General features: G+C 76.1%; 27 protein-coding genes. 9 read left to right on the forward strand and 18 right to left on the reverse strand.

The features are described from left to right. Window positions 1-2: 2 nt before the first annotated feature. Genes mftE through ACI79C_RS11820 form a run of 4 tightly spaced genes read right to left on the reverse strand, consistent with a single transcriptional unit; the run spans window position 3 to window position 4,020 of the window. A complete protein-coding gene (gene mftE / locus ACI79C_RS11805) occupies window positions 3-698 on the reverse strand; it encodes a mycofactocin biosynthesis peptidyl-dipeptidase MftE (RefSeq protein WP_456945850.1) in 696 nt (231 codons plus the stop codon). Window positions 699-707: 9 nt separating this feature from the next. Continuing rightward, on the reverse strand, window positions 708-2,108 hold the full coding sequence (locus tag ACI79C_RS11810; RefSeq protein WP_456945899.1) for an alpha/beta fold hydrolase: 1,401 nt from the start codon (window positions 2,106-2,108) through the stop codon (window positions 708-710). A 37-nt stretch (window positions 2,109-2,145) separates the two neighbouring features. Next, a complete protein-coding gene (locus tag ACI79C_RS11815; RefSeq protein WP_456945851.1) occupies window positions 2,146-3,024 on the reverse strand; it encodes an ABC transporter permease in 879 nt (292 codons plus the stop codon). A 3-nt stretch (window positions 3,025-3,027) separates the two neighbouring features. After that, the gene (locus tag ACI79C_RS11820; RefSeq protein ID WP_456945852.1) at window positions 3,028-4,020 is read right to left on the reverse strand and encodes an ATP-binding cassette domain-containing protein; all 993 of its coding nucleotides are present in this window, start codon (window positions 4,018-4,020) and stop codon (window positions 3,028-3,030) included. Between the two features lie 38 nt (window positions 4,021-4,058). Here ACI79C_RS11820 and ACI79C_RS11825 point away from each other — a divergent pair, with 38 nt between their 5' ends. After that, window positions 4,059-4,724: a TetR/AcrR family transcriptional regulator C-terminal domain-containing protein gene (locus ACI79C_RS11825; protein WP_456945853.1), complete on the forward strand. Its 666-nt coding sequence runs from the start codon at window positions 4,059-4,061 to the stop codon at window positions 4,722-4,724. A gap of 42 nt (window positions 4,725-4,766) precedes the next feature. On the opposite strand, the gene ACI79C_RS11830 is transcribed toward ACI79C_RS11825, so the two are convergent. Next, window positions 4,767-6,710, reverse strand: coding sequence for a mycofactocin system FadH/OYE family oxidoreductase 2 (locus tag ACI79C_RS11830; RefSeq protein ID WP_456945854.1), 1,944 nt, complete (start codon window positions 6,708-6,710; stop codon window positions 4,767-4,769). 47 nt (window positions 6,711-6,757) lie between these two features. On the opposite strand from ACI79C_RS11830, the gene ACI79C_RS11835 reads away from it, so the two are divergent. Next, the gene (locus ACI79C_RS11835; RefSeq protein WP_456945855.1) at window positions 6,758-7,135 is read left to right on the forward strand and encodes a YchJ family protein; all 378 of its coding nucleotides are present in this window, start codon (window positions 6,758-6,760) and stop codon (window positions 7,133-7,135) included. Window positions 7,136-7,176: 41 nt separating this feature from the next. Then, window positions 7,177-7,656, forward strand: coding sequence for a pyridoxamine 5'-phosphate oxidase family protein (locus ACI79C_RS11840; protein ID WP_456945856.1), 480 nt, complete (start codon window positions 7,177-7,179; stop codon window positions 7,654-7,656). 178 nt (window positions 7,657-7,834) lie between these two features. Here ACI79C_RS11840 and ACI79C_RS11845 read toward each other — a convergent pair whose 3' ends face one another. From ACI79C_RS11845 to mftA, 4 genes are read right to left on the reverse strand one after another with little or no spacing between them, the layout of a single operon-like run. Further along, complete coding sequence (locus ACI79C_RS11845; RefSeq protein ID WP_456945900.1) at window positions 7,835-9,724, reverse strand: mycofactocin system FadH/OYE family oxidoreductase 1; 1,890 nt, start codon at window positions 9,722-9,724, stop codon at window positions 7,835-7,837. Further along, window positions 9,685-10,917, reverse strand: a complete 1,233-nt coding sequence (mftC, locus tag ACI79C_RS11850; protein WP_456945857.1) for a mycofactocin radical SAM maturase — start codon at window positions 10,915-10,917, stop codon at window positions 9,685-9,687. The genes ACI79C_RS11845 and mftC overlap by 40 nt, the downstream gene beginning before the upstream one ends. Before the next feature lie 52 nt (window positions 10,918-10,969). Next, on the reverse strand, window positions 10,970-11,341 hold the full coding sequence (mftB, locus tag ACI79C_RS11855; RefSeq protein WP_456945858.1) for a mycofactocin biosynthesis chaperone MftB: 372 nt from the start codon (window positions 11,339-11,341) through the stop codon (window positions 10,970-10,972). Next, complete coding sequence (gene mftA / locus ACI79C_RS11860) at window positions 11,326-11,451, reverse strand: mycofactocin precursor MftA (protein WP_456945859.1); 126 nt, start codon at window positions 11,449-11,451, stop codon at window positions 11,326-11,328. The genes mftB and mftA overlap by 16 nt, the downstream gene beginning before the upstream one ends. A 347-nt stretch (window positions 11,452-11,798) precedes the next feature. Between mftA and mftR the strand changes: the two genes are divergently transcribed. Continuing rightward, entirely contained in the window at window positions 11,799-12,392 is a 594-nt protein-coding gene (gene mftR / locus ACI79C_RS11865) for a mycofactocin system transcriptional regulator (RefSeq protein ID WP_456945860.1), read from the forward strand. Between the two features lie 61 nt (window positions 12,393-12,453). On the opposite strand, the gene ACI79C_RS11870 is transcribed toward mftR, so the two are convergent. Together ACI79C_RS11870 and ACI79C_RS11875 are read right to left on the reverse strand one after the other, a co-directional pair. Beyond that, complete coding sequence (locus tag ACI79C_RS11870; RefSeq protein ID WP_456945861.1) at window positions 12,454-13,665, reverse strand: cysteine desulfurase-like protein; 1,212 nt, start codon at window positions 13,663-13,665, stop codon at window positions 12,454-12,456. A gap of 117 nt (window positions 13,666-13,782) precedes the next feature. Then, complete coding sequence (locus ACI79C_RS11875; RefSeq protein WP_456945862.1) at window positions 13,783-15,216, reverse strand: bifunctional 3-(3-hydroxy-phenyl)propionate/3-hydroxycinnamic acid hydroxylase; 1,434 nt, start codon at window positions 15,214-15,216, stop codon at window positions 13,783-13,785. A gap of 166 nt (window positions 15,217-15,382) precedes the next feature. Between ACI79C_RS11875 and ACI79C_RS11880 the strand changes: the two genes are divergently transcribed. From ACI79C_RS11880 to ACI79C_RS11890, 3 genes are all read left to right on the forward strand, one after another. Next, window positions 15,383-16,510 carry an NDMA-dependent alcohol dehydrogenase gene (locus ACI79C_RS11880; RefSeq protein WP_456945863.1) on the forward strand — a complete coding sequence of 376 codons (1,128 nt, stop codon included), beginning with the start codon at window positions 15,383-15,385 and terminating at the stop codon, window positions 16,508-16,510. A 117-nt stretch (window positions 16,511-16,627) separates the two neighbouring features. Further along, entirely contained in the window at window positions 16,628-17,521 is an 894-nt protein-coding gene (locus ACI79C_RS11885) for an AAA family ATPase (protein ID WP_456945864.1), read from the forward strand. Between the two features lie 287 nt (window positions 17,522-17,808). Then, entirely contained in the window at window positions 17,809-18,555 is a 747-nt protein-coding gene (locus ACI79C_RS11890) for a vWA domain-containing protein (protein ID WP_456945865.1), read from the forward strand. Between the two features lie 16 nt (window positions 18,556-18,571). Here ACI79C_RS11890 and ACI79C_RS11895 read toward each other — a convergent pair whose 3' ends face one another. The 7 genes from ACI79C_RS11895 to ACI79C_RS11925 form a co-directional block, all read right to left on the reverse strand. Next, a complete protein-coding gene (locus tag ACI79C_RS11895; protein ID WP_456945866.1) occupies window positions 18,572-19,033 on the reverse strand; it encodes an MOSC domain-containing protein in 462 nt (153 codons plus the stop codon). A gap of 94 nt (window positions 19,034-19,127) precedes the next feature. Next, window positions 19,128-19,805 carry an ATP-dependent Clp protease proteolytic subunit gene (locus ACI79C_RS11900; protein ID WP_456945867.1) on the reverse strand — a complete coding sequence of 226 codons (678 nt, stop codon included), beginning with the start codon at window positions 19,803-19,805 and terminating at the stop codon, window positions 19,128-19,130. Continuing rightward, window positions 19,802-20,068 (reverse strand): helix-turn-helix domain-containing protein, encoded by a 267-nt coding sequence (locus ACI79C_RS11905; RefSeq protein WP_456945868.1) that lies wholly within the window; start codon window positions 20,066-20,068, stop codon window positions 19,802-19,804. Before ACI79C_RS11905 ends, ACI79C_RS11900 begins: the two co-directional genes overlap by 4 nt. Window positions 20,069-20,167: 99 nt before the next feature. Continuing rightward, window positions 20,168-21,289, reverse strand: coding sequence for an XdhC family protein (locus tag ACI79C_RS11910; protein ID WP_456945869.1), 1,122 nt, complete (start codon window positions 21,287-21,289; stop codon window positions 20,168-20,170). A 68-nt stretch (window positions 21,290-21,357) separates the two neighbouring features. After that, entirely contained in the window at window positions 21,358-22,548 is a 1,191-nt protein-coding gene (locus tag ACI79C_RS11915; protein ID WP_456945870.1) for a vWA domain-containing protein, read from the reverse strand. Continuing rightward, window positions 22,541-23,455 carry an AAA family ATPase gene (locus tag ACI79C_RS11920; RefSeq protein WP_456945871.1) on the reverse strand — a complete coding sequence of 305 codons (915 nt, stop codon included), beginning with the start codon at window positions 23,453-23,455 and terminating at the stop codon, window positions 22,541-22,543. The genes ACI79C_RS11915 and ACI79C_RS11920 overlap by 8 nt, the downstream gene beginning before the upstream one ends. A gap of 153 nt (window positions 23,456-23,608) precedes the next feature. Beyond that, on the reverse strand, window positions 23,609-24,604 hold the full coding sequence (locus ACI79C_RS11925) for a DUF2382 domain-containing protein (protein ID WP_456945901.1): 996 nt from the start codon (window positions 24,602-24,604) through the stop codon (window positions 23,609-23,611). A 320-nt stretch (window positions 24,605-24,924) separates the two neighbouring features. On the opposite strand from ACI79C_RS11925, the gene ACI79C_RS11930 reads away from it, so the two are divergent. Together ACI79C_RS11930 and ACI79C_RS11935 are read left to right on the forward strand one after the other, a co-directional pair. Beyond that, window positions 24,925-25,734, forward strand: coding sequence for a DUF3097 domain-containing protein (locus ACI79C_RS11930; protein WP_456945872.1), 810 nt, complete (start codon window positions 24,925-24,927; stop codon window positions 25,732-25,734). A gap of 101 nt (window positions 25,735-25,835) precedes the next feature. After that, window positions 25,836-26,711 carry a hypothetical protein gene (locus tag ACI79C_RS11935; RefSeq protein WP_456945873.1) on the forward strand — a complete coding sequence of 292 codons (876 nt, stop codon included), beginning with the start codon at window positions 25,836-25,838 and terminating at the stop codon, window positions 26,709-26,711. Window positions 26,712-26,714: the final 3 nt, after the last annotated feature.

A 26,714-nucleotide genomic window follows, 5' to 3' on the forward strand; every position in this document is an offset into this window, starting at 1 on the left:
GGTCAGGAGCGCAACCGGCCGGTGGGGTCGACGTCCCAGGCCCGGACGGCGCCGGCCAGCCGCCCGGCCATGTCGGCGAGCAGGTGCGCCCCCTCGTTCGCCGACGCGCCGGCCGGGTCGCCGAGCACGCCCGTGGGGCTGACCGCCCGCACACCCTCGGCCCGCAGCCGCGGCAACAGCTGCGCGAGCGGCGTCGTCTCCCCCGCTACGGCGCGGTCGGCGAACACCTGCTCGGGTTCCACGTGCAACACCAGGGACGTCTCGGTGCGGCCGGCGTGCGCGTCGGCGTCCGGGACGCCGCAGGGGAACCAGGCGACGTCGCGGCCCTCGCTCCGCAGCAGCCCGATCGCCGTCCGCAGCGCGTCGAGGTTGCCCCCGTGGCCGTTGACCAGGACCAGCCGGCCCACCCACCGGCAGGCGGAGCGGCCGTACTCGACGAGCAGCCCGGTCAGCGCCTCGGTCCCGATCGAGATGGTGCCCGGGAAGTCCTCGTGCTCCCCGCTCGCGCCGTAGGCCAGGGCCGGGGCGAGCAGCACGCCGTCCAGGGCGTCGGCGGCCGCCTCGGCGACCGCGCAGGCCACCGTGGTGTCGGTGCCCAGCGGCAGGTGGTGGCCGTGCTGCTCGACCGCGCCCAGGGGGACGAGGAGGAGCGGGCGCTCGGGCAGGTCGGGCCAGGCTGCCCCGGCGAGGGACGTCACCGGGGCAGCCTAGGGAGCCGTGGGGCCGGACGTGAGCGGCGATCCGGTGCGTACGGCCCGGACGACGTCCTCGATGGCGCCGACGGAGATGCGGGCGCCCTCAGCCTCGTCCAGCAGGCCGACGTGCGTGGCGTCCACGAAGCGGTGGCTGCTGCTGCGGGACAGCGCGGCCATCCGGTCGTGCGCGGCGGTGAAGCCCGGCGCGTGCGGCGAACCGGTCGTGGTGAGGACGACCAGCGGGGTGCTGCCGAGGTGGGACAGCGACCTCGCCTGGGCGAAGAGCGCGGGCATGGCGGCGTACTCGTCGCGCTGGTTGCGCCAGCCGCGGGGGCCCGCGGCGAACGCCTGCACCTGTCCGGCTGCCGGCTCGGGCAGCCTGGACCAGGCCGAGGTCGGGAGCAGTCGCCCGAGGCCCAGCCGGGCCAGGCTCGGCAGGAGCGCGATCTCGGCCGGAGCGCCGGCCTCTACCGAGCCGTGGCCGGCCGAGGACCTGTAAGGGTCGGACGGGTCTAGGAGGACCACTCCGGTGACCTGGTCGGGGTACTGCGCGGCGTAGACCATCGCGTAGGAGCCACCGGTCGAGTGCCCGACGAGCACGTGGGGACCGGCCTCTCCGGCGCGGTCGAGCAGGGTGTGCAGGTCCGCGGCGGCCTGCCGACCGTCCTGCGGGGCCGGCGCGTCGTCGCTCCAGCCCTGCCCGGCGCGGTCGTAGGCGCACACCCGGGTGGTGCGGCCGACCGCCGGGGCGATGCGGGCCCAGTGCGGCGACATCTCGCCGAGCCCGCTCTGCAGCACCACGGTGGGGCTGCCCGAGCCGGAGCAGTCCAGGTGCAGCCGGCGGCCGCCGACGTCGTAGGACTGCCCGGGCACGGCGTCGTCGCGCTGGTCGGAGACGCGCGCGACGGTCTCCGTCATCCCGCCGGCAGCGGCGAGGACCATGGCCACCACGACCGGGTAGAGCAGCCAGCGACCGCTCCCGGCGGCCAGCGAGCGGCGCACGCGGCGCCCCGCCCAGACGGCGAGGGCGAGCAGGAGCGGGGGCCAGCACCACCCGGCAGCGGTCAGGCCGCGGTCACCCGGCGCGAGGACCAGCAGGCCCAGCCCGGTGACGGCCATCCCGGCAGCCGGCACCAGCGCCCATCGCTGCGGCTGGCGGGTCAGCCAGGAGGAGAGGACCGCCAGCAGCGCCCATCCGGTCGCGAAGCCCAGCAGCGCCGACCCGGTGATGACGTGCTCGGACGCGCCCGCGACGACGACGAGGGTGAGGACGGCGGCGCCCGCCGACCCTCCCAGCATCGAGGCCAGCACGACCCGGCGGATCGGGCCGGTGCGGGACCCGCCGTCACCGCCGTCGGGGGTGGGCGGCCGTCGGGCGCGGTCCGCGGCAGCCGTGGTGACGGACCGCTTCATCGTCGGCACGGCGCGCATCGTGGCACGCCGGCGGTCGCTATTCCGTCGTCTTGAAGACCCGCGCGGCGACGGTCACCAGGCCCAGGGTGATGACGGCGACCGTCAGCAGCTGCACCCCGACCGGCACCTCCCAGCCGAACCAGGTGAGCACCGGCAGCAGCCGCTCGCGCTCCTCACCGGTGAGCGCCAGGTGCTCCAGCGTCAGGTGCCGCATCGGCTGGACCACGTAGGTCAGCGGGTTGAGCCGGGTGAGGACGGCGAGCCAGTCCGGCAGCCCGGACACGGGGAACAGCGCCCCGGACAGGAACATCATCGGCATGATCAGCAGCTGGCTGACCGGCATCGCCGTCTGGATGGTCTTGATGCGGGTGGAGAGCAGCACGCCGAGCGCGGTCAGCAGCAGCGACCCGAGGAACAGGCAGCCGACCAGCGCCAGCAGCAGGGGCGGCGAGTAGGGGATGCCGACCGTCCCGACCAGGGCCAGCAGCACCAGGCTCTGCACGGTGGCGACGACGGCGCCGCCGAGGCACTTGCCCCAGATGATCGAGCCGCGCGAGATGGGGGCGACCATCATCTCGCGGAGGAAGCCGAACTCCCGGTCCCAGACCAGGGAGATCCCGGCGAACGCGGCGGTGAACAGCACCGACGTGGCCAGGACGCCGGGGAAGAGGAAGGCCTGGAAGCTGGTGCTGCCGCCGGTGTCCACGATGCTCGACAGGCCCGTGCCCATCACGAAGATGAACAGCAGCGGCTGCAGCAGCATGGTGAGCATGCGGGCCTTGTCCTGCCGGAGCCGGAGCAGCTCGCGGCGCATGACCACCCAGATGGCGCGCAGCTCGTGCGCCAGGTCGCTGCGGACCTCGGGCAGCCGGTCGCGTGCGGGGGCGGGCGGGACGGCGGTGTCGCGGGTCGTCATCTGTCAGCGCCTCCCGGCGAAGGGGAACGCCGGCGCGCCGGGCCCCTCGGAGTCTCGGATCGTGCGGCCGGTGTAGGTCAGGAAGACGTCGTCGAGGCTGGGCCGGGTGACGGTGACCGAGCGGATGCCGACGCCCAGTTCGGTGAACAGCCGTGGCACCACCTGCGCGCCCTCGGCGACGGCGAGGGTCACCTGGCCCTCGTGGACGCCGGCCTCGATGCCCAGCCGCTCCCGGACCCGGGCGATCGCCAGCTCGTCGTCGTCGGTGCGCAGCGCGATCCGGTCGGTGCCCACGCTGGACTTGAGCGCCTCGGGGGTGTCCTCCACGACGATGTCGCCGTGGTCCATGATCGCGATCCGGTCGCAGTGCTCGGCCTCGTCCATGTAGTGCGTGGTGACGAAGACGGTGATCTCCGTCGTCCGGCGCAGGTCGTGCAGGTACGCCCAGATCGCGGCGCGGGTCTGCGGGTCCAGCCCGATGGTGGGCTCGTCGAGGAACAGCACCTGCGGGGCGTGGACCAGGCCGCGGGCGATCTCCAGGCGTCGCTTCATCCCGCCGGAGAAGCGCTGCACGGTGTCCGACCGGCGGTCGGCGAGCGCCACCATCTCCAGCACCTCGTCGATGCGGCGGTCGGCCTCGGGCCGGGAGAGCCCGTACAGCTCGGCGTGGAAGCGCAGGTTCTGCTCGGCGGTGAGCTGCAGGTCCAGGGTCTGCTGCTGGAACACCAGCCCGATCCGCCGGCGCACCTGGTCGCGCTCGGAGACGACGTCGTACCCGGCCACCCGGGCGGTGCCGGACGTGGGGTTGCGGATGGTGCAGAGCATCTCGATGGTCGTGGACTTCCCCGCGCCGTTGGGCCCGAGGAAGCCGTAGGTCTGCCCGGCCTCGACCCGCAGGTCGATGCCCTTGACCGCCTCCACCGTGGTGTCACCGGTCTTGTAGGTCTTCGTCAGGCCGGCCACCTCGATGGCCGGGCCTCTAACGGCGTTAGACACGGCGGCAACCGTCCTCTAACACCGTTAGGCTGTCAAGCGTGAAAACCGTGGAGCGCTCGCCGGTGTCCCGCGAGGCGGTCGTCGACGCCGCGCTGGCCCTGCTCGCCGAGGGCGGGCTCGACGCGGTCTCGTTCCGGCGGATCGCCGCGCGGCTGGGCGTCTCGGGGCCGACGCTCTACTGGCACGTGGAGAACAAGCGCCAGCTCATGGACCTCATGGCCGAGGAGCTCCTGCGGCGCAGCGGCCGGGCCTACGCGGGGCCCGACGAGGGCCAGCCGTGGTGGGAGTGGCTGCGCGAGGACGCGCGGCGGCTGTTCGAGGCGCTCACCACGACCCGGGACGCGCCCCGGGTGCTCGCCGGCAACCGGCCCAGCCCGGAGAACCTCCCCGGCATCGAGCGGGTGCTCGGCGTGCTCGTGGACGCCGGGCTCACCCCGGGCCAGGCGCAGCAGACGTTGTTCGCGATCGGCGCCTACGTCATCGGCAGCGCCATCGAGTGGCAGGCCGAGGCCGAGCGGGGGCGCAGCCAGCCGCTGCCGGCCGCGGACGACGAGGAACTGGGCGACCTGCGGGCCGACCTGCTGTCCGACCAGCCCGTTCTGCTCGCCGCCATCTCCGAGCTGCTCGAGCGCCCGCACTCGGCCGCGTTCGAGTTCGGCCTCGACCTCATCCTCGACGGCCTGCGGGCGCGCTACGCCCCCTGAGCGGAGCAGCTCCGTGCGGGTGACCCGCGCGGATCTCCTCCGCTAGATCGCCGCGCCGACCCGGTCGCCGTCCAGGGTGGCCGCCCCGGCCCGACGCGGGGCGAGGCAGTCCCCGACCCGGTGCACCTCCAGGCCGCTGTCGCGCAGGGCGCGCCACAGGTCGTCGTCCGCCCGGGCGTGCGCGGCGACCACCACCCAGTCGACGCGGCGCTGCTCCGCTCCGCCGGTCGGGTGGTGCAGCAGCCGCACGACCGGCCCCTCGACCCCCTGGACCACCAGGTCGGTGCTCTGCCGGATGCCCAGCTCGGCGGCCCGGCGCTGCCACCGCGGCCGGTCGAGGGTGAGCCCGAGGTCCTGCCCGACGACCATCGCCGCGGTGACGACCTCGACCGAGCAGCCACGGACGGCGAGCAGCTCGGCGACCGACGGCGCGGCGGCGGTCCCGAGGTCGTCGACGACGAGGACGTCACCGGCCGGGGACACCGCGCCGGTCAGCACCTCCCGGACGTCGACCACCCGCACGCCGTCTCCCGCCCACGCGGGCCGGGCCGGCCGCGCCCCGGTGGCGAGGACGACGACGTCGGGAGCCCGCGCCCGGACGTCGTCGGCGGTCGCGCGCACCCCGGTCCGGACGTCGACCCCCGCCCGCGCGCACTCGGCGGCCAGGTCGTCGACGAGCGGCAGCAGCCCGTCCCGGCCCGGCGCGGACGCGGCGACCCGGATCGCCCCGCCGGTGCGCGCGTCCTGCTCCAGCAGGGTGACCGCGTGCCCGCGCTGCGCTGCGGTGGCTGCGGTCCGGAGACCGGCCGGCCCGCCCCCGACCACCAGCACCCGGCGCCGGCGGACCGGGACGGGCAGCGCGGCCTCCCGGCCGGCCCGCGGGTTGGCCACGCAGCCCAACGGCCGGTTGCGGCCCACCCGGCCCACGCAGTCCTGGTTGCAGCCCAGGCAGTGGCGGATCTCCTCGGCCCGCCCGGTGAGCGCCTTGGCGGCCCACTCGGGGTCGGCGACCTGCCCGCGGGCCACGCCGACCAGGTCGCAGTCGCCCTCGGCGAGGGCCCGCTCGGCCTGCGCCGGGGTGAGGAACCGGCCGACCCCGATCACCGGGACGTCGGCCACCGCCCGGACCTGCGCGCGGATCGCCGCGGCGACGTACCGGGCGTACCCGGGCGGCGTGGTCATGGGCGGGACGACCCGCTCCAGGGTCACGGTCGCGACGCCGACGGTGGTGCTCACGGAGTCGACCAGCCCCGCCGCGGCGAGCAGGCGGGCGACCGCTCCGGCGTCGGCGAGCGTCGCCCCGTCGTCCACCCCCTCCTCGCCGGCCAGCCGCACACCGACGGCACGGCCGGGTCCGACCGCCTCGCGGACGGCGGTGAGCACCTCGACGAGGAAGCGGACGCGGTGCTCCAGCGGGCCGCCGTAGCCGTCGGTGCGCCGGTTGGTCGCCGGGGACAGGAACTGGCGGACCAGCGAGGACTGGGAGGCCTGCACCTCCACGCCGTCGAAGCCGGCGGCGGCGCAGCGGGCGGCGGTGTCGGCGTAGCCGGCGACCAGCCGGGCGAGGTCGGCGACCGACGCCTCGCGCGGCACCTCGCCGAACAGCGGGTCGGGCACCGGGGACGGCGCGGTCACCGGCGCGCGGGTGTGGGTGGGGTCGGACTGGCCGCCGTTGTGGTTGAGCTGGGCGAACACCGGCACGCCGTGGGCGTGGACGGCACCGGTGACCAGCCGCCAGCCGGGCAGGACGGCGTCGTCGTACCCGCGGACGAGCTGCTCGTAGGGCCGGTCGGCCGGGTCGACGGTCGACTCCTCGGTGACCACCAGCCCGGCTCCGCCGGCGGCCCGGGCCGCGTAGTAGGCGGCGTGCCGGGCGGTGGGCAGCCCGTCGACGGCGAAGTTCGTCAGGTGGGCCGGGAAGACGACCCGGTTGGGCAGCGTGACCGGCCCGACGCGCAGGGGCGACGCGAGCCGCTGGTACCCCACCGCCCACCTCCTCCCGGCCGCCGGGGCGACCCTAGACACTGCCGGGCATGGCCCCTCGACGCTGCCCCTGCGGAACCGGGCTCCCCTACGACGAGTGCTGCGGCCGGCTGCACACGGGCACCGCCACGGCGTCCACCGCCGAGCAGCTCATGCGCTCCCGGTACAGCGCCTTCGCCGTCGGCGACCCCGCGTACCTGCTGGCCACCTGGCACCCGGCGACCCGCCCGCGGTCGCTGGAGCTCGACCCGGCCGTCCGCTGGACCGGGCTGGACGTGCTCGGCACCACCGGCGGCGGGCTGTTCGCCGACGAGGGCACCGTCGAGTTCCGGGCCTGGTACCGGCACGCCGGCGAGACCGGCAGCCAGCACGAGGTCAGCCGGTTCGTCCGGGACGGCGGAGCCTGGCGCTACCTCGACGCCGTCTGACCGGATGCTTCGGCTGCGGGCGCCCAGGGCACTCCCCGGTCATGACTTCCGACGACACCCGCAAGGTCGCCGACCTGATGAAGGGGGAGCGCTTCGGCTTCCTCACCACGACCGCGCCCGACGGGAAGCTGACCAGCCGCCCGATGACGCTGCAGGAGGTGGAGTTCGACGGCGACCTGTGGTTCTTCGCCGAGCGGGGCACCGAGTGGCTCACCCACATCGCGGCCGCTCCGCAGGTGAACGTCGGGATCGGGTCCGGCGGCACCTGGGTGTCGCTGACCGGGTACGCCGCGGTGGTCGACGACGTCGCCAAGAAGAAGGAGCTGTGGAACTCCGGCGTCGAGGCCTGGCTGCCGCAGGGTCCGGAGGACCCCGCCACCCTGCTGGTCAAGGTCGACGCCGACTCGGCGGAGTACTGGGACGCCCCCGGCGGCCGCCTGGCCACCGCGTTCAGCTTCGTGAAGGCCAAGGCGACCGGGCAGCGCATCGACGCCGGCGACAACGCGAAGGTCGACCTCTAGGCGGCCGGCTCCCAGGCGACTCCCAGCGGGGGCGGGCCCGGCACCCAGGCCGCGGCGGCACGGTGGGGACACGTCCCCGCTGGAGGTGCCCCCGTGCTCACCGTCGCCGTCCTGCTCGTCTTCCTCGCCGCGCTCACGCTGGCCGACCTGCTGCCCGACCTGCTGCCGGAGGGGGGCCTCAGGTCGGCCGGCTGAGCAGCTCGACCGCCGCGCGCCGCCCCTCGAGCACGGCCTCGAGGACGGTCCGCGGCGCGACGGCGTCACCGGCCGCGAGGACCCCGGCCGGCACGTCGCCGGGCCGGCCCGGACCGGCCTCGACGAGGACGGCGCACGGCATGCGGCTCTCCGCGCCGGTCCAGCGGTCGGCCAGCACCGCCGTCCCGCCGGCCACGGCCCGCAGCACCACCCCGGTGCGCCGGCGCACTCCCGCCCGCAGCAGCCGGGTGTTGGCCGGGGCCAGGTCCTCCCCCAGCCGCACGCCCACGACGTCGTGCGGGGTGACCACGGTGACCTCGCGCCCGGCGCCGGCGAGCAGCTCGGCCACCCCGGCGCCCGCCGGGCCGCCGGCGGGGTCGTGCACCACCACCGGGCCGGGCGGCAGGTCGGCTCCGGCGAGGACGTCGGCAGCGGTCAGCGCGCCGGCGACCGCCGGCGGCCCGGGCCGGGCGCCGGTGGCGACCAGGTCGGCCGCCGGGGTCTCCGCGCCCAGCTCCACGCGCACGCCCAGCCGCTCGACCTCGGCGACCAGCCAGCGGGCGAGGTCGGCGAACCGCTCCCGGCCGGGCAGCGCCGCCACCACCGCCAGCGCGCCGCCGAGCCGGTCGCCGCGCTCGACCAGCCGCACGTCGGCGCCGGCTCCGGCCAGCACCCGTGCGGCCTCCAGGCCGGCCGGCCCGCCGCCGGCCACGACCACCCGGCGCCCGGCGCCGTCCGGCGGCTCGGCGGGGTCCTCGGTCTCGTGGCCGCTGCGGGGGTCGGCCACGCAGCTGACCAGCGGGTTGCGGACGTCGCGCACCCGGCAGGCCTGGTTGCACAGCGTGCACGGGCGCACCGGCACCCCGGCGCGGGCCTCGACCACCAGGTCGGCGTCGGCGACCTGCGCGCGGGTCATCTCGACGGCGTCGGCGGTCCCGTCCGCGAGCGCGGCCTCGGCCGCCCCGACGTCCACGACCGAGCCCTGCAGGACCACCGGCGTGCCGCCGACCGCCGCCCGCACCGCGCGGGTGAGGTCGGCGTTGAACCCCGGCCGGACGTGCCCGCCGGGGCGGTAGGACGAGAGGGTGAGCCCGCTGCCGCGGACGACGACGAGCAGGTCGAGCAGCGGCGCGAGCTCGGCGACGTACCCGGCGGCGGTGCCGGGCGTGATCCCGGCCCAGGGGGCTCCCTCGTCGCAGGACAGCCGCAGCGCCAGCACCCGGCCCGGTCCCAGCTCCGCCCGGACGGTGGCCGTCACCTCGCGCAGCAACCGCAGCCGGTCGGCGCCGTACGCGTCGGAGCGGGTGTTGGTCAGCCCGGAGGCGAACTGGCGCAGCAGCGACCGCGGCCCGGCGTCGACCTCCACACCGTCGACGCCGGCGGCGACGGCGGTCCGGGTGGCCGCGACGAAGCCGTCGACCAGGGCGCCGACCTCGGCGGGGCCCATCTCCGCCGGGACCTCGCGGGTGACGACGTCCGGCACGGGGGACGGCGCCCAGAGTGCGGACCGGGTGTGCGCGCTCGTCCCCTGCGCCCCGGTGTGCCCGAGCCCGGCGAGGACCAGCGCGCCGGAGGGCCGGCAGGCGGCGACGACCGCGGCCCAGCCGGGGCCGCAGTCGGCGGCCAGCGGCGCCCGCTCGTAGGGCTGGTCGCTCTCGTGCACCGACGCGGTCTCGGTCACGACGACCCCGCAGCCGCCGCGGGCGCGACGGGCGTAGTAGGCCACGTGCCGCTCCGACAGCGCCCGCCCGCGCCCGAGGTTGGTCGCGTGCGGGCCGAACAGCACCCGGGAGGGCGCCGTCCGGCCGGCCAGGACCAGCGGCTCGAGCAGCCTCAGCGCAGGTCGAGCCCGGCCAGGGGCGACTCGTCGCAGGCCCTGGCGGGGATCGAGGGCATGCCCAGCAGCGTGGGCTGGCCACGGACCGGGCCGGTGTGGGAGTGGTCGACGGAGCTCTTGGGCATGACCGCCGCCGCGTCGCGTGCGGCCAGCGCGCTCTCGCCGTGGCCCTGGACGCACTCGGGGTCGGGGCCGTCCAGCGGCAGGCCGGTGAAGAACTTGGCCGCCATGCAGCCGCCCCGGCAGGCATCGAAGTGGGCGCACTTCGTGCACGCACCCCCGGTCTGCGGGCTGCGCAGCTCGGCGAACAGCTCGGAGTGCTGCCACACCCGCTGGAAGCCGCCCTCGTCGCGGACGTTGCCGGCGAGGAACTGCTCGTGGATGGCGAACGGGCAGGCGTAGACGTCGCCCACGGGGTCGATCAGGCAGACCACCCGGCCGGCGCCGCAGAGGTTCAGGCCCGGCAGCGCCTGGCCGTAGGCCGACAGGTGGAAGAAGGAGTCGCCGGTCAGCACCCGGTCGCCGTTGGCCAGCAGCCAGGCGTACAGCTCGCGCTGCTGGGCCTGGGTCGGGTGCAGCTGGTCCCACACGTCGGCGCCGCGGCCGGACGGGCGCAGCCGGGTGATCCGCAGCTGGGCGCCGTAGCGGTCGGTGAGGGCCGTGAACTCGTCGAGCTGGCCGGCGTTCTCCCGGGTGACGACGACGGACACCTTGAAGTCGCGCATCCCGGCCTCGGCCAGGTTCTCCAGCGCCCGGACGGCGGTGGCGTACGAGCCGGTGCCGCGGACCCGGTCGTTGACCTCCGCGGTGGCGCCGTCCAGGGAGATCTGCACGTCGACGTAGTCGGTGGCCGCCAACTGCGCGGCGCGGGCCTTGTCCAGCTTGACCCCGTTGGTGGAGAACTTGACGCCGACGTCGTGGCCGATCGCGTAGTCGAGCAGGTGCCAGAAGTCCGGCCGCACGGTGGGCTCGCCGCCGCCGACGTTGACGTAGAAGACCTGCATCCGCTGCAACTCGTCGATGACCGCCTCGGCCTCGGCGGTGGACAGCTCGCGCGGGTCCCGCCGTCCCGAGGAGGACAGGCAGTGCGCGCAGGCGAGGTTGCAGGCGTAGGTGAGCTCCCAGGTCAGGCAGATCGGCGCGTCCAGGCCGTACTCGAACTGGTCGATCAGCCGGCCGCCGGTCGGTCGGGGTGGGGCGGCGGGTCGGGACGGCAGGACAGCGGTCACCGCGGGGTCCCCGCGGCGTCGTGGAGCGGAGCGGGGCAACGTCGTGGGGTGCTCATGCGGGTGACTCCCGGAGCTCGATCATCTGCGAACGCGCCAGGTCGCCCAGCGCTCTGACGTAGGCCGGGCGCTGTCCCTCGGGGACGCCGCACGCGACCAGGGTGGCCTCGGCGCTGGGGTGGTCGGCGAGCGTCTCCACGACCGCGACCAGGGTCTTCGACTTGAGGAAGGAGAGCTTCCGGTTGCCGAAGTGGTAGACCAGCGCGCCGAACGGTTCGGGACGCAGCGCCACCGAGCGGGCCCGCCGCCAGGGCAGCGACGGGTCGAAGGCGGAGCCGGGCGGAGGACCCGGCGGCGGTGCGGCGCCGGCGTTCCCCATCGGCCCGGCCGGCGCCGCGACGGGGGCGTCGATCAGTACACCCCGCACATGCCGTCGATGGAGACCTCCTCCACGAGGGACTCCTCGACCAGCGCCTCGTCGGCGGCGGGCGCCACGCCCTCGGTGCTGTCGACCTGGGTGTCGGTGGGCTCGGGCACGGGGCCTCCTTGTGATCGCGGTCACGACGTGGGGTGGACGCTAGTGACACCCAGTGCCACCGGCAACACCGACCACGGCATCGGTCCGGCGGGACGAACACCCAGCCTGCCGGTCGGCGGTGGCGCCGGCCCGGCAGCCCGGTGTCCGGCGGAACTCGTGCTCTGCCTACCGGGGGCACGCAGAGCACGAGCACCCGCAGGGCACCGTGCCACGGGCGGCCGGCGGACAGCAGACTGCGGCCGGCGGCCGGCGGCCGGCGGTCCGGCCTGCCCCGGACGGGGCAGGCCGGGCTCCCACACAGCGCGAACGGGCGGGGCGCGGCGTCGCGTGCCGCAAGATGGGACGCGTGACCGCGGTGGTGGGGGACGTCCGGGCCGACACCCGCGCCCGTATCGAGCGCGCCGCCCTGGACCTGTTCACCCAGGAGGGGTTCGAGCGGGTCACGGCGGACGAGATCGCCGAGGCGGCGGGGACCAGCCGGCGCACGTTCTTCCGCTGCTTCGCGACCAAGGCCGACGCGGTCTGGGGCGACTTCGCCTCCCACGTGCGGCGGCTGGACGACCTGCTGGCGGCCACCCACCCCGGCCAGCCGGTGCTCTCCTCGATCTGCGCGGCCTACGTCGAGGTCAACGACTACGCCGCCGCGGACCTCCCGATGCTCCGCCAGCGGATGGCGCTGATCCTGGGCGAGCCGGCGCTGCAGGCGCACTCCCAGGTCCGCTACGCCGACGTCGACCGGGTGGTGGCACAGCACGTCGCGCAGCGCACCGGTGACCACCCCGGGGCGCTCCTCCCGCGCCTGGTCGCCACCACCACGCGGGCGGCGGCGACGACGGCGTTCGAGGTCTGGCTCGCCGACGGCACGACCACGCTCGCCGACGACCTGCACGCGGCGTTCGACCAGCTCATCACCGGCTTCCCGACCCTGCGCGCCCCCTGACGTCGCCGTTCCACGTGGAACGGCGGGCTGCCGCGGCGTGCGCCACGGCAGCCCGCCCCCGTCAGTCGTCCGGCTCGGCGAGCCACTCCTCGAGCCCGGTCAGCAGCCGGTCGACGTCGCGGTCGTCGTTGTAGGGGGCCAGGCCGACCCGGAGCCCGCCGGTGTCCCCCAGCCCGAGCCGGCGGGAGGTCTCGATGGCGTAGAAGGAGCCGGCCGGGGCGTTGACCCCGCGCCCGGCGAGGAACCGGTACGCGTCGGCGGCGTCGCGGCCGGCGAAGGTCATCAGCAGGGTGGGCGTCCGCCGGCGCGCCCGCGACCACACCGTCACCCCGGGCAGCCCGCGGACGCCGTCCTCGATGCGCTCCCGCAGCCGGTCCTCGTGCTCCTCCAGGGCCGCCATGCCGGCTTCGAGCCGGGCGCGCCGGTCCCCCTCCGGGCCGCCGAGCCCGGCGAGGAAGTCGACCGCCGCGGTGGTGCCGGCCAGCAGTTCGTAGGGCAGGGTGCCCAGCTCGAACCGCTCGGGGACGGCGTCGGTGGAGGGCAGCAGCTTGTCCGGTCGCAGGGTCTCCAGCAGAGCCGGCGCAGCGACCACGCAGCCGCAGTGCGGGCCCAGGAACTTGTACGGCGAGCAGGTGTAGAGGTCGGCACCGAGCGCCGCCACGTCCACCGCCACGTGCGCGGTCAGGTGCACGCCGTCGACGTGGGTGAGCGCTCCCGCGTCGTGCGCCAGGGCGCTGATGGCGGCGACGTCCGGCCGGGTGCCGATGAGGTTGGAGGCGCCGGTGACGGCCACCAGCCGGGTGCGGCGGGAGAGCACGGCGGCCACGGCCTCGGGGGCCAGCTCGCCGGTCGCCGGGTCGAAGTCCGCCCAGCGGACGGTCGCGCCGCGCGCCCCGGCGGCCTGCACCCACGGCCGGACGTTGGCGTCGTGGTCCAGCCGGGTCACCACGACCTCGTCACCCGGGCGCCAGCCGGCCGAGAGGGTGCGGGAGAGGTCGTAGGTGAGCTGGGTCGCGCTGCGCCCGAACACGACGCCGCCGGGGTCACCGGCGACCAGGTCGGCGACCGCCCGCCGCGCCGCGAGGACGACGTCGTCCGCGGCGCGCTCGGCCCGGGTCACCCGCCCCCGGTTGGCGATCGGCGAGGTGAGGGTGTCGGCGACCGCCGCGGCCACCGAGTCGGGGACCTGCGAGCCGCCCGGGCCGTCGAAGTGGGCGGCCCCGGCGCGGAGGGCCGGGAAGCGGGCACGGACGGCGTCGACGTCATAGCTCACGCCCGCCAGCATGCCCAGGTCACCGGCGCGGGCCGCACCCGGGCGCCGGGTGTGCACGCGTCGTCGTCCCGGCGGCCCGGAGCCCACGCTGGGTGCACACCGCGGGGTCAGGCGCGGTCAGCCGGCCGACGCGACGATCCGGTCCGGGCGGACGACGACCGTCGAGGCCCCGGCGCGGCGCAGCCACGCGGTGAGGACGCCCTCGACGTCGGCCACCGTCACCTCGGCACCGCCCTGCGGCCGCACCGCCACCCGCCCGGGCGCGAGCAGCCGCAGCCGCGCCGCCCCCGGGCCCAGGACGTCGTCCACGGGGCAGGTGCGCCCACCGGCGCGGACCGGCGCGCGGGGCAGCAGCGTCCCGGCCAGGCGCCGCCCGGCCCGGCCGCGGCGCGCCACCAGCGACCCGCGGCGCAGCGGCGGGGTCCGGCTGTCGGTGGCGAACGCCGCGACCGACGGCAGGCGCGCCACGACCGCGAGGACCCCGCGGCGGACGGCCGACGCGGCCGCGCCCCCGCCGGTCATCAGCCGGCCCACCAGCAGGGCCAGCCGCACCAGCGCGCGGGCGTGCGGCTCCCGCTCGGCCTGGTGGGTGTCGAGCAGCGCCTCGCCGGCCGCGCCGGTCAACACCGCGGCCAGCTTCCAGGCCAGCTGGTGCACGTCGCGCAGGCCCAGCCCGAGCCCCTGGCCGATGAACGGCGGGGTGAGGTGCGCGGCGTCACCGGCCAGCAGCACCCGCCCGTCGCGCCACCGGTCGGCCACCTGACCGCGGTAGACGTACTCGGCCACTCGCACCACCTCGGCGTCGGCCGCCCCGTACGCGCCCAGCAGCGCGGGCAGGTGCGCGGTGAGCTCCCGGGGCGTCTCTCCCGGCCGCAGGCGGGACTCCCAGCGGTAGCGGTCCCCGGCGACGGGCATGAACGTGGCCGGCCGGACCGGGTCGCAGACCTGCTGCACGCCCGGCCAGACCGGCAGCGGCGACGCCGAGCGCAGGTCGGCCACCAGCCAGCGGTCGGCCGGGCCGAGATCGCGCATGCGGGCCCCGATCAGCCGGCGGACCGTGCTGTTCGCCCCGTCGCAGCCGAGCACCGCCGCCGCGGGGACCGGCGAGGAGGTGCCCGCGGTCCGGTCGAGCACGGTCAGCGTCACCCGTCCGCCGTCCCGGGTCAGGCCGGTGACCTCCGCACCGAGGCGCAGCTCGACCGCCGGCGTGCCGCGCACGGCGGCGAGCAGCACGCGCTCGAGGTCGGGCTGGTGGAACATCGAGCCCTGCGGCCAGCCGTGCACGCCCGCACCGGACGAGCGGCCGAACTCGGCCAGCGTGCGTCCCCGGCCGTCGAGCAGCCGCAGCCCGCTCATCGGCCGGCTCAGCCGCATGAACTCGTCGGCGACCCCGGCGTCGGCCAGGGCGCGCAGCGCCTCGTCGTCGAGGTGGACCGCCCGCGGGCCCCCGTACGGAGCCGGCTGCCGCTCCAGGACCAGCACCGCGAGCCCGCGGCGGGCCAGCAGCAGCGCGGCCGTGAGACCCACGGGCCCGGCTCCGACGACCACCACGGGGTCTCCCGACACGGGCGCCACTCTCCCAGCGTGCGGGAGCCGGGGTAGCGGGAACGTTGCAGCGCCCTTCCCCCGGTGTGACCCGCGCCATACCGTGCTGTCACGGTCATGCGCTGGTGCATGCAGGCGAGCCCTCAGCGGTGAGGGCGACGAGGAGGTCACTGTGCCCGTGAACACCCGCGGCGCGATCTTGCGCTCCGCTCCCGGCACGTGGGAGGTCACCGACCTGGTGGCGGACGACCCACGACAGGGCGAACTCCAGGTCAAGCTGGCGGCGTCCGGGCTGTGCCACTCGGACGACCACATCGCCAGCGGCGACATGCAGGTCGGCCACTACCCGTTCCTCGGCGGCCACGAGGGCTCCGGCGTCGTCACCGCCGTCGGCCCGGGCACGCCCGGGTTCAAGGAGGGCGACCACGTCGTCTTCTCGTTCCTGCCCGGCTGCGGCCGCTGCCGATACTGCGCCAACGGCCAGCAGTACATCTGCGACTCCGGCGCCAACCTGCTGGTCGGCTCCCGCTGGGACGACGCGGAGAGCTTCCGCTTCCAGACCTCCGACGGCACTCCGGTCGGCCAGATGTGCGGCCTGGGCACCTTCGCCGAGGTGACGACCGTCGACGTCCGCTCCACGGTGAAGATCCCCGACGACATCCCGCTCGACGTCGCCTGCCTGACCGGCTGCGGCGTGGGCACCGGCTGGGGCACCGCGGTGCAGGCCGGCGAGGTCAAGGCCGGTGACACGGTGATCGTCATGGGCATCGGCGGGATCGGCATCAACGCCGTCCAGGGTGCGGCGCACGCCGGCGCCAGCCACGTCATCGCCGTCGACCCGATCGCCTTCAAGCGCGAGAAGGCGCAGGAGCTCGGCGCCACCCACGCCTTCGAGAGCATCGAGCAGGCCGCCGACTTCGCCCGCAGCGTCACCAACGGGCAGGGCGCGGACAAGGCGCTGATCACCGTCGGGGTGCTGAAGGGCGAGCACGTCGCCCAGGCCTTCGACGCCATCGGCAAGGGCGGGCGCGTCGTGATCACCGGCCTCGGCGACCTCACCGACGTGGGCATCCCGATCAACCCCAGCATGCTGGCGCTGTTCACCAAGGAGATCCGCGGCGCGCTGTTCGGCGACCAGAACCCGAGCGCCGACATCCTGAAGATGCTCCGCCTCTACCAGGAGGGGAAGCTCAAGCTCGACGAGCTGATCACCAACCGGTACAAGCTCGACGACGTCAACCAGGGCTACGAGGACATGAAGGCCGGGAAGAACATCCGCGGCGTGATCATCTACGACTGAGGAAGGACCCCGTCCCCCACCCTCCGCAGGCTCAGGGTGGTGCCCTGGACGGGGCCATGGCCGGGGCGCCCCTGCGGGGCGCCCCGGTCGCACGTCCACCTCCGGAGGAGCACCGTCGTGAGCACCGCCACCGCCGCCCGGCGGCTCGACGTGACCGGCATGGTCCGGGTCGCCCGGGAGCGGGTGGTCGCCCGCATCCGCGAGGCCGAGGTCGTCGCCGCCGCGCTGTCGGCCGGCCGGAACGTCCTGCTGGAGGGCCCGCCGGGCACCGGCAAGACGACGCTGCTGCGCTCGCTGGCCGACGGCGCGGGCGTGCCGCTGGTGCTCGTCGAGGGCAACGCCGAGCTGACCCCCACCCGGCTGGTCGGCCACCACGACGCCTCGCGCGTGCTCACCGAGGACTACCGCGCCGAGAACTTCGTCCCCGGACCGCTCACCCGGGCCATGACCGACGGCGCGATCCTCTACGTCGAGGAGTTCAACCGGGTCCCCGAGGAGACGATGAACGTCCTCCTCGGGGTGCTCTCCGAGCGGGAGATGCACGTGCCCCGCTTCGGCCGGGTCGCCGCCCGCCCCACCTTCCGGCTGGTCGCGGCGATGAACCCGTTCGACGCCGTCGGCACCGCGCGCGTGACGCCGGCGCTCTACGACCGGTCCTGCCGCGTGGCGATGGGCTACCAGGACGAGGACGCCGAGCTCGCGGTCGTCTCCGCCGCGACCGGGAGCCCGGCCGACCTGGTCGCCCGGGCGGTCCGGACCGTGCGGATCACCCGCGACCACCCCGAGCTGCGCATCGGCTCCTCGGTGCGCGGGGCCATCGACACCGTGCTGATCGCCGCGGAGCTGGCCACCGTCCGCGGGCAGGAGGCCGTCGAGGACGCCACCGGCCTGGACGCCGCGCTGGCCGCGCTCACCGGCAAGGTCACCCTCGCCGACGGCACCGCGCGCCCGGTGGAGGACGTCGTCGCCGACATCTGGCGCCGGGCGGGTGAGGAGCTGGGAAAAGCCTGACGCCCGAGGAGCCGGGCGACCCCGAGCCACCGTCACCTCCGCCGGGGGACGGCGGGCTGAGCGCGCCCCCGGGGCGCCGTCCGCCGCGGCCGGCGCCCACGGAGGACCCCGACGACGTCGAGCAGCTGCTCAGGCAGCACCAGGCCCGCCGCGCCGGCCGCGACGAGCTGTCCTGGGCGCACCCGGAGTTCCAGCAGGTCTCCCCGCAGCTCGGCGAGCTCGACGAGGACGCGCTGGCCGAGCTCACCGCCCGCGACCCCGACGCGGCCAACCGGCTGCTCACGGCCATGGGCCGGGCGTTCGACCCGACGCTGCGCGCCGCCGCCCGGGCGCTGGCCTGCCGGCTGCCGGTGGGGACGCCGCGGGCCGGTGTCCCCGACCGCCCGGGCACCCGACGGGTGGTCACCCGCCGCGACGACACCGGCAGCGACATCGACCTGGACGCCACCCTCGCCGCCCGCGGCGCCGAGCCGCACTGGCGCGCCGAGCACCTGCACACGCGCGGCTGGCGCTCCACCGGCCGGGCCTGCGTGCTCCTCGTCGACGCCTCCGGCTCGGTCGCCGGCGACGAACTGGCCGTCGCCGTCCTGACCGCCTCGGCGCTGGCGCAGCGGATGCGGCCCGGCGACGAGCTCGCCGTGGTGGCGTTCTGGTCGCGGGCGGTGGTGCTGCGGACGCTGTCGACCGACCCGCGGACCGACGTCGTCATCGACCGGCTCTTCGACCTCGACGGCGGCGGGACGACCGACCTCGACCTCGGTCTGCGCACGGCGGCGGCCCAGCTGGCGGGTTCCCGCGCGGCCGCTCGCGACGTGCTGCTGCTCTCCGACGGGGTGCCGACCGACAGCCCGGACCCCCTCCCGGCCGCGGCGGCGCTGGCCCGTGCCGGTGCGCACCTGCACGTGCTGTCGCTGTCGGAGGAGCCGGAGTCGGTGGCCCGCTGTGCCGCGCTGGCCGCCGCCGGCGACGGCCGGGTCGCGCCACTGCTCAGGCCGACGCAGGCCCCCGCGGCGGTGCGGACCCTCCTGGGCTGAGCGGCGCGCGACCCGGTCAGCGGCGGAGCACGGCCTCCCCCGCGCGGGCGGGGTCCAGGGGGACGGCGGTGGCGAGGACGGCGGGCCCCAGCCGCAGCACGCCGTCCGACAGCGCGGCGCAGCGCACCCCGCTGCGGCCGCGCAGCCCGCGGTGGGCGCCGGGCGCGAGGACGACGTCCATCCAGGCACACGGGTGCGCCGGCCGGCCACCCCCGAGCCGCACCGGGCCCGCGCCGCTGTCGAGGGTGAACTCCTGACCGCGCAGCGCCTCCACCTCCGCGCCGCGGAGGACGACGGTGCGCCGGGTGAGCAGCGGGTCGAGCGGCGGCACGCCGAGATCGGCGGCCAGGGCCTCCAGCGCCTCGACGGCGACGACGGTGAGCTGGGCGTCCCGGTGCGCGGGCCGGCCCGCGTAGCGGTCGCCCACGACGCCGTGACCGGCGCGCACCTCGATCTGCAACCGCCGGTCGCCGTCCATCGCCGGGACGGGGCCCGCGGCCGCCCGCCGTACCGGTGCACCGGCGAGGCCAGCAGCCCGACGACCTCGACGTCGTACGAGTGGGTGCGATCGCTCAGCGGACCGACCCGGCGTCGAGCAGGCCGTAGGTGCGGGCCTCCTCGGCGGTGAGGACCCGCCCGGCCCGCATGTCGGCGGCGACCTCCTCGACCGGCCGGCCGCACGCACCGGCCAGCCGCTCCTGGAGGCGGCGCAGCTGCCGGGCGTGCTCGGCGGCCCAGGCCTCCACCTCGTGGCCGGGCACCCCGCGTGGAGCCCGGGGCTCGCACAGGTGGAAGCTCGCGTGCGTCCCGGCCTGCCGGCGGTCGGCGACGGCCAGCACGGCCAGCGCGGCGCCGGTGAGCGTGCCCAGGGAGGTCGCGTGCACGGGCGCACCCTCGAGGTCGAGGGCGTCGACCAGGGTGAGCGCGCCGTCCAGGTCCGCGCTGACCCCCGACAGCTGCAGCCGGACCGGTCCGTCCCCGGTGGCGTCGAGCAGCGCGAGCTCGGCCACGGCCCGGTTGACCACCTCGGCGTCCAGCTCGCCGGCGAGGGTGACCACGCGCTGCTCGAGCAGCCGCTCGGCCAGCCAGTCGCTCGCACCCACCACCACCGCGGCCGACGCCGAGGACGGGGCCGGCCCCGGCGGGCGCGGCTCGGGCCGCCACGGGGTGCGCGGCCACTCCGGCGTCCGCGGCGGGAACGGCGGCTCGGGAGGACCGGGCGGCACGGGTGGCCAGGTTGCTCGGGTCATGACGACTCCTCGGACGGTCGGACCTGCCAGTCGACGGTGCGACCCAGGGCGGCCGCGTAGCGCTCGAGAGTGGACAGCCGCGCGTCGAGCTCACCGCTCTCCAGCCGGGCGACGGCGGACTGGGAGGTCCCCATGCGCGCGGCGAGCTCGGTCTGGCTCAGGTCGCTCTCCTGGCGGAGGCGGACCAGCTCCTCGATGAGCCCGCGACGGCGGTCGGCCAGGTCCTCCAGGCCCGGGAACCGGCTGCGGCGCGACGGCGACATAGCAGCAACGGTATACCTGATCCGCTATGGAAAGGGTCTATGGCCCCCGCCACTCGCGAGCTCGCGGCGGCCCCTGCAGGGGGCCGGGAACGTCGCGCCTCAGCGTTCGGCGGTCTTGTGGATCGGGCCCTCGATGCCGGTCAACCGCTCCCCCGAGCCGCCCCAGCGGCCCGCGATGATCTCCGCCGCGATCGAGATGGCGGTCTCCTCGGGGGTGCGGGCGCCCAGGTCCAGGCCGATCGGCGAGGAGAGCTTGGCCAGCTCCTCCTTGGCCAGCCCGGCTTCCGACAGCCGCGCGAGCCGTTCCTCGTGCGTGCGCCGCGACCCCATGGCGCCGACGTAGGCCACCGGCAGCCGCAGCGCGACCTCCAGCAGCGGGACGTCGAACTTCGGGTCGTGGGTGAGCACGCAGAGCACGGTGCGCTCGTCGATGCGTCCGGCGTCCACCTCGGCCTGCAGGTAGCGGTGCGGCCACTCCACGACCACCTCGTGGGCGTCGGGGAAGCGCTTGGGCGTCGCGAACACCGGGCGGGCGTCGCAGACGGTGACCCGGTAGCCGAGGAACGCGCCGACCCGGGCGACCGCGGCGGCGAAGTCGATGGCGCCGAACACGACCATCCGGGCCGGCGGGGCGAAGGAGTTGACGAACAGCGTGAGGTCGTCGCCCCGGCGCTCGCCGTCGTGCCCGAAGTGCATCTGCCCGGTGCGCCCGGCCGCGAGCATGCCGCGGGCGTCCGCGGCCACGGCGTCGTCCAGCCGCTGCAGGCCCAGGGTGCCGGAGGTGCGGTCGGGCCAGATGACCAGCCGCCGGCCGACCCGGTCCTCGGGGCCGGCGACGCAGGTGACGACGGCGACCGGCTCGTGCGCCGCGACCGACTCGGCGATCTCCCCCAGCTCGGGGAAGGACTCGCGGGACACCCGCTCGACGAAGACGTCGAGGATGCCGCCGCAGGTCAGCCCGACGGCGAAGGCGTCGTCGTCGCTGACGCCGTACCGCTCGAGGGTCGGGACGCCGGTCTCGACGACGTCCTTGGCCTCCTCGTAGACCGCGCCCTCGACGCAGCCGCCGGAGACGCTGCCCACGGCGGTGCCGTCGGGGCCCACCAGCATGGACGCGCCGGCCGGGCGCGGTGCCGAGCGCCAGGTGGCGACGACCGTCCCCATCCCGACGGTCTCGCCCGCCTGCCACCAGCCGACCAGGTCGTCGAGCACGTCACGCATCGCTACCTCTTCTCCCAGCGGGGTGTGGAGGTGCAGGGGACCCGCACCGTGGCACTCCGCTCAACACCTCAGGCACGGGAGATCACTCCCGCGAGCTCCTCGAACGCCGCCATGCTGTGCCCGGCCACGAAGGCGTCGATGAACGGCAGGGCCGCCTGCATGCCCGCGGTCAGCGGCTCGTACCCCTCGCGGCCCTTGTGCGGGTTGACCCACACGACCGCGTGCGCCAGCCGGTGCAGCCGGGCCATCTGCTCGGCGAGCACGTCGGTGCCGCCCCGCTCCCACCCGTCGCTGCAGAGGACGACGACCGCACCGCGGGCCGTCCCGCGCTGGCCCCACCGGTCGAGGAAGGCCTTGAGCACCTCCCCCAGCCGGGTGCCCCCGGACCAGTCGGGGATGGCGGTGCCGCTGGCGGCCAGCGCCTTGTCCGGGTCGCGCAGCCGCATCTCCCGGGTGACGCGGGTCAGCCGGGTGCCGATGGTGAACACCTCGGTCGCGGCCGGGTGGGCGCGCACCGCCGCGTGCGCGAACCGCATCAGCGCGTCGGCGTAGGGGCTCATCGACCCGGAGACGTCGATCAGCAGGACGACGCGGCGCGGTCGCGGCCGGGCCCGGCGGTGGAGCAGCCGGGTGACCTCCCCGCCGTCGTGCAGGGCGTGGCGGACCGTGCGGGACGCGTGCACCGGGCCGTGGGCGCTCGGCCGCCGCCGGCGGGAGGCGCGCATCGGGGAGGCCGGCACCAGCAGCGCGAACAGCCGGCGCAGGTGCTCGCGCTCGGCCACGCTCATCTCGGCGACGTCCCGGTGCCGGAGCACCTCGTCGGCGCTGGCCCGGCCGGCGAGCTCCGGCGGCTGCTCCCCCTCGTCGCCCTGCCCGGAGCCGGCCTCCAGCGGGGCGGTGGTGGCCAGCACGCGCTCCGGCTGCGCCGCCGAGCGGGTCGCGCGCGGCGCCTCGCCGCCGAAGTAGGCGGCGAAGGCGGCGTCGTAACGGTCCAGGTCGTCGGGGCCGGCGCACAGGGTCAGCCGCCCGGCCCAGTAGACGTCGGTGGCGTCGAGGACGTCGAGCGCGCCGGTCGCGGCCAGCATCGCCTCCACCCGGTCGGGGCTCGCGGCGACCCCGGCGTGGCGCAGGGTGCGCGCGAAGCCCAGCACCGTGTCGACGACGTCCCGGTCCCGCCGGTGCGCGGTATCGGGTGCGACACCGCCGCGTTCGCGGCCCCCGACACGGGTGTCGCTCCCGACACCGGCGGACTCAGCCACCGAAGAGCGCCCCCCTCGCCAGCGCGTGCACCCGGTCGGTGTCCTCGCGGTACTTGAGGACCGCACCCAGCGTGCGCGCGGCGACGTCGGGGTCGAGGTCCCGGGCGCCCAGGGTGTGCAGCGCGGTCGCCCAGTCCATCGCCTCGGCGACGCCGGGGGGCTTGAGCAGGTCGAGCGTGCGCAGCTTCGCCGTCGCCCGGGCCACCTCGCGGGCCAGCTGCTCGGTCACCTGCGGCAGCCGGGTGCGCAGGATGGCGACCTCGCGGTCGAAGTCGGGGTGCTGCAACCAGTGGTAGAGGCAGCGCCGCTTGAGGGCGTCGTGCACCTCGCGGGTGCGGTTGGACGTGAGGACGACCAGCGGCGGGGTGACCGCGCGGATCGTGCCGAGCTCGGGGATCGAGATGGTGAAGTCGGACAGCACCTCGAGCAGGAAGGCCTCGAACTCGTCGTCGGCGCGGTCGACCTCGTCGACCAGGAGCACGCTCGGGGAGTCCTCCAGCGCCTGCAGCAGCGGGCGGGCCAGCAGGAACCGCCGGTCGTAGAGGGAGGCCTCGAGGGTCTCGGTGTCGCCGGTGGCGTGCGCGGCCTCGGCGGCACGCAGGTGCAGCAGCTGCCGGCCGAAGTCCCAGTCGTAGAGCGCCTGACTGGCCTCCAGGCCCTCGTAGCACTGCAGCCGGTAGAGCGGCCGCCCGGTCACCTGCGACAACGCCTGCGCCAGCGCGGTCTTGCCGACGCCGGCCTCCCCCTCGAGGAACAGCGGGCGGTGCATCGCCAGGGCCAGGTAGGCCGCCGTGGCCAGCCCTTCGTCGGGGAGGTAACCGGTGCCCTCGAGGGCCGCGGCCAGCTCGTCGGGGCCGGCGAACCCGTCGCCCGAGGCGGACACCGGCTCCAGCGTGGTCTCACTCACGTTCTGAGCATCCCACCTGCCCGGTGGGGACGGCGGCCCCCGTCCGGACGACGACCCCGTCCCGGCGGCGTCCTCGGATGCGACGGTGCCGCCCCCGGACGCGACGGCGCCCGCCCGGACGAACCGGGCGGGCGCCGTGGAGAGCGGGTGCGGTCAGCCGATCCGCCCGTCCCGGTCGCGGTCCAGGACATCGCGCCGGCCGGTGCCCTGCGCGTCGTCCACGTCGATCTGCTCCTTGCGGACGTCGGCGGAGACGGTCTCGGTGTCGGTCACCGTCTCGGTGTCCAGGCGCACGCGCTCGACGGGGACGGCCTCCTTCTCCACCACCGGGCGCTCCGCGTGGAGGGTGACCTCGTGCTCCTCCTCGGAGATCGCCGGGCCGTCCATCGCGTTGCCCACGTTGGCGTCCGTGATCGGCTCGCGCTCGACCCGGACCTCCTCGCGGGAGACCGGCACCGTCTCGGTCACGGTCTCGTTGACGACGTACTTGCGCAGCCGGGCGCGGCCGACCTCCTCGCTGCGGGTACCGACGTTGACCTGCTCCTCGGAGCGGGTCATGGCGTTGTCCGTCGTGGGGCCGGAGGTGTCGCGGCCGACGACGCCGGGTTCGCCGGTGCGGTCAACGCGACCCGTGGTCCCGGCCGTGCCGGTCAGGTCGCGGTCCCGGTCGGTCAGGTCGCGGTCCCGGTCGGTCAGGTCGCGGTCGGCGGCGCCCTGGCCGGCCATGCCCGTGGTCGCCATCCCGGTGGTCGACTCGGTGCCGGTCGTCGTGCCGGTGGTGGTGTCGCGGTCGACGCGGCCGACGGTGGTGTCGGTGCGGCCCATGGACCCAGACCCGAAGTCCATGCCGTAGTAGCGGTAGAGCTCCTGCTCCTCCTGCGGGGACAGGTGACCCTCGGTGTCGATCTTCGGGGCGTCCTTCACCGCGGCCTTGCTCACCGGTACGCGGAGGCCGTCGTCGGTGAGGTCGGCCTGCCGGATCGGCACGAACGACTCCTTGGTGCCGAACAGGCCGGTGCGGACGGTGACCCACTCCGGCTGACCGGTCTCGTCGTCGAGGTAGACCTCCGAGGCCGAGCCGATCTTGTCTCCGGACTCGTCGTACACGTCCTTGCCGATCACACGGCTGATGGCGTCGGTACCGATCATCGTCGTCGTCGCTCCCATCTGAGCACTGGCGGAAAGGTCGACTGCTTGGGTGACCAGGAGTCAGGTCACGAAACGGACAAGCCGGTCCGACACGCCCGGGACGGCCCCGACCCGGGAGCTGAGGACGAGGACCGCCGGCGGCCACGATCGGCGTTCGCGCAGGTCGCACGGCGTGTCGATCGTGCGCAACTGATGTTGCCGATCACCTCGGGGAGCGCGGCTACGCAACGTCACGGCGTCACCGCCGGGCGTGTCGCGGTCGGCCGGCCCTCGGCGCGTCGCCTCCGTCAGGGGACCCGCTGCTGCTCATCCTGGAGGGCGTGCCTCCCCGCTCGCCGTACGACAGCCTGGTCCACCCGCGCACCGTCAAGAAGCCCACCCCGCAGGTCGAGGCCGAACGGGACCTCGTCGTCGAGGACCCGAGCTCGGGTTTCGTGGGCGCCGTGGTGCGCTGCGAGAAGGACGTCGTCCACCTCGAGGACCGGTTCGGGAAGGTCCGCGCCTACCCGCTGGGCCCCGGGTTCTGGGTCGACGGCCGCCCGGTCGTGCTGGTGCGGCCGAAGCCGCAGGCGCCTTCGGCCCCCACGCGGAGCGCGTCCGGGTCCACCTACGTCGCCGGCGCCCGCGCGCGGGTCGCCCGCGAGGGGCGGATCTACGTCGAGGGCAAGCACGACGCCGAGCTCGTCGAGAAGGTCTGGGGCCACGACCTGCGCATCGAGGGCGTCGTCGTGGAGCCGCTGCACGGCGTGGACGACCTGCCGGCGATCGTGCGCGAGTTCCGCCCGGCGTCCGGACGGCGGCTCGGCGTGCTGGTCGACCACCTGGTGACGGGCTCCAAGGAGTCGCGGATCGCCGACCAGGTGACCGGCGCCCACGCTCTGGTCGTCGGCCACCCGTTCATCGACATCTGGCAGGCGGTCAAGCCGCAGGTGGTCGGCATCCGCGCCTGGCCGACGGTGCCCAAGGGTGAGTCGTGGAAGGAGGGCGTCTGCCGCCGGCTGGGCTGGGAGGACGACACCGGCTACGTCTGGGCGCAGCGGATCCTCGCCCGCGTGCGGACCTGGACCGACCTGGAGCCGGCGCTGATCGGCCGGGTCGAGGAGCTCATCGACTTCGTCACGACCGACTGAGCGGAGCAGATCCGCCGGCACCCCCGCGCGGGGGCTTGCCCGACGACGCGGCACCGACCATTGTGTCAATCTCTTGACTCATTGGGGCAGTGGAGGACGTCGTGGCGCTGGTGCCGCTCCTGCTGGTGGTCGTCCTCGTCGGCGCGGTGGCGGGAGGCGCCGCGGTCGCCCGGCGGAACCCGCCCAGCCGGGAGGCCGCGGTCGCCGCCGCCCGCACGCACGCCGTCCGCACCGGTGGTGCCGCGCTCTTGCTGGGTGCCGCCGCGGCGGTGGCCGTGGGCCAGGCCGGGCTGGGCTCCAGCTCCCCGGGCAGCCTGGGGGTGACCGCCTTGCTGGTGCCGGTCGCCGCCGGGGTGGTGCACACCGCCGTCCTGGCCCTGGGCGAGCTCACCTGGCCCCGGCCGAGCGGTGGGGTTCGCCGCGCCCGGCTGGTGCGCCGTGGGCTGCTGGACGCGGGCCCGAGGTGGCTGGTCCGGACGACGGCAGCAGCGTCGGTCGGCGCCGTCGCCACGATCGCCCTCGGCGCCGCGCTGGCCGCGCCGGACGGCCGCAGCCTGACCCTCGAGGTCCCGCCGGTCGAGGCGACGGCCGGCCCGTTCCCGGGGCTCGTCTACGGCCGTCCGGCCGGGCTCGGGCTGCTCGTGCTGGCCGTCGTGACCGCGGCGGCGCTGTGGGTCGTGGCCACCCGTCCGGCCGTGGCGACCGAGGACGAGCGCGCCGAGGCGGCCCTGCGGCGGGCCTCGACCCACCGCGTGCTGCGCGCGGCGGCCGCGACGACCCTCGTGGTGACCGGCGGGCTGCTGACCGTGGCCGGCCACGCGGTGTGGAGCGTGGGCTCCTCCACCGGGCAGGACCTGACGGCGGCCCTCGGCGTCGCGGGGGCCGGGTGCGGGATCGCCGCCCTCCTGGCCGGCGTCGTGGTCGCCGCCGTCCGCGCGCCCGGCGTGCCGGCCGGCGAGCCCGCCGTCCCGGCCTGACCG

The organism is Geodermatophilus sp. SYSU D00697 (assembly GCF_054050175.1).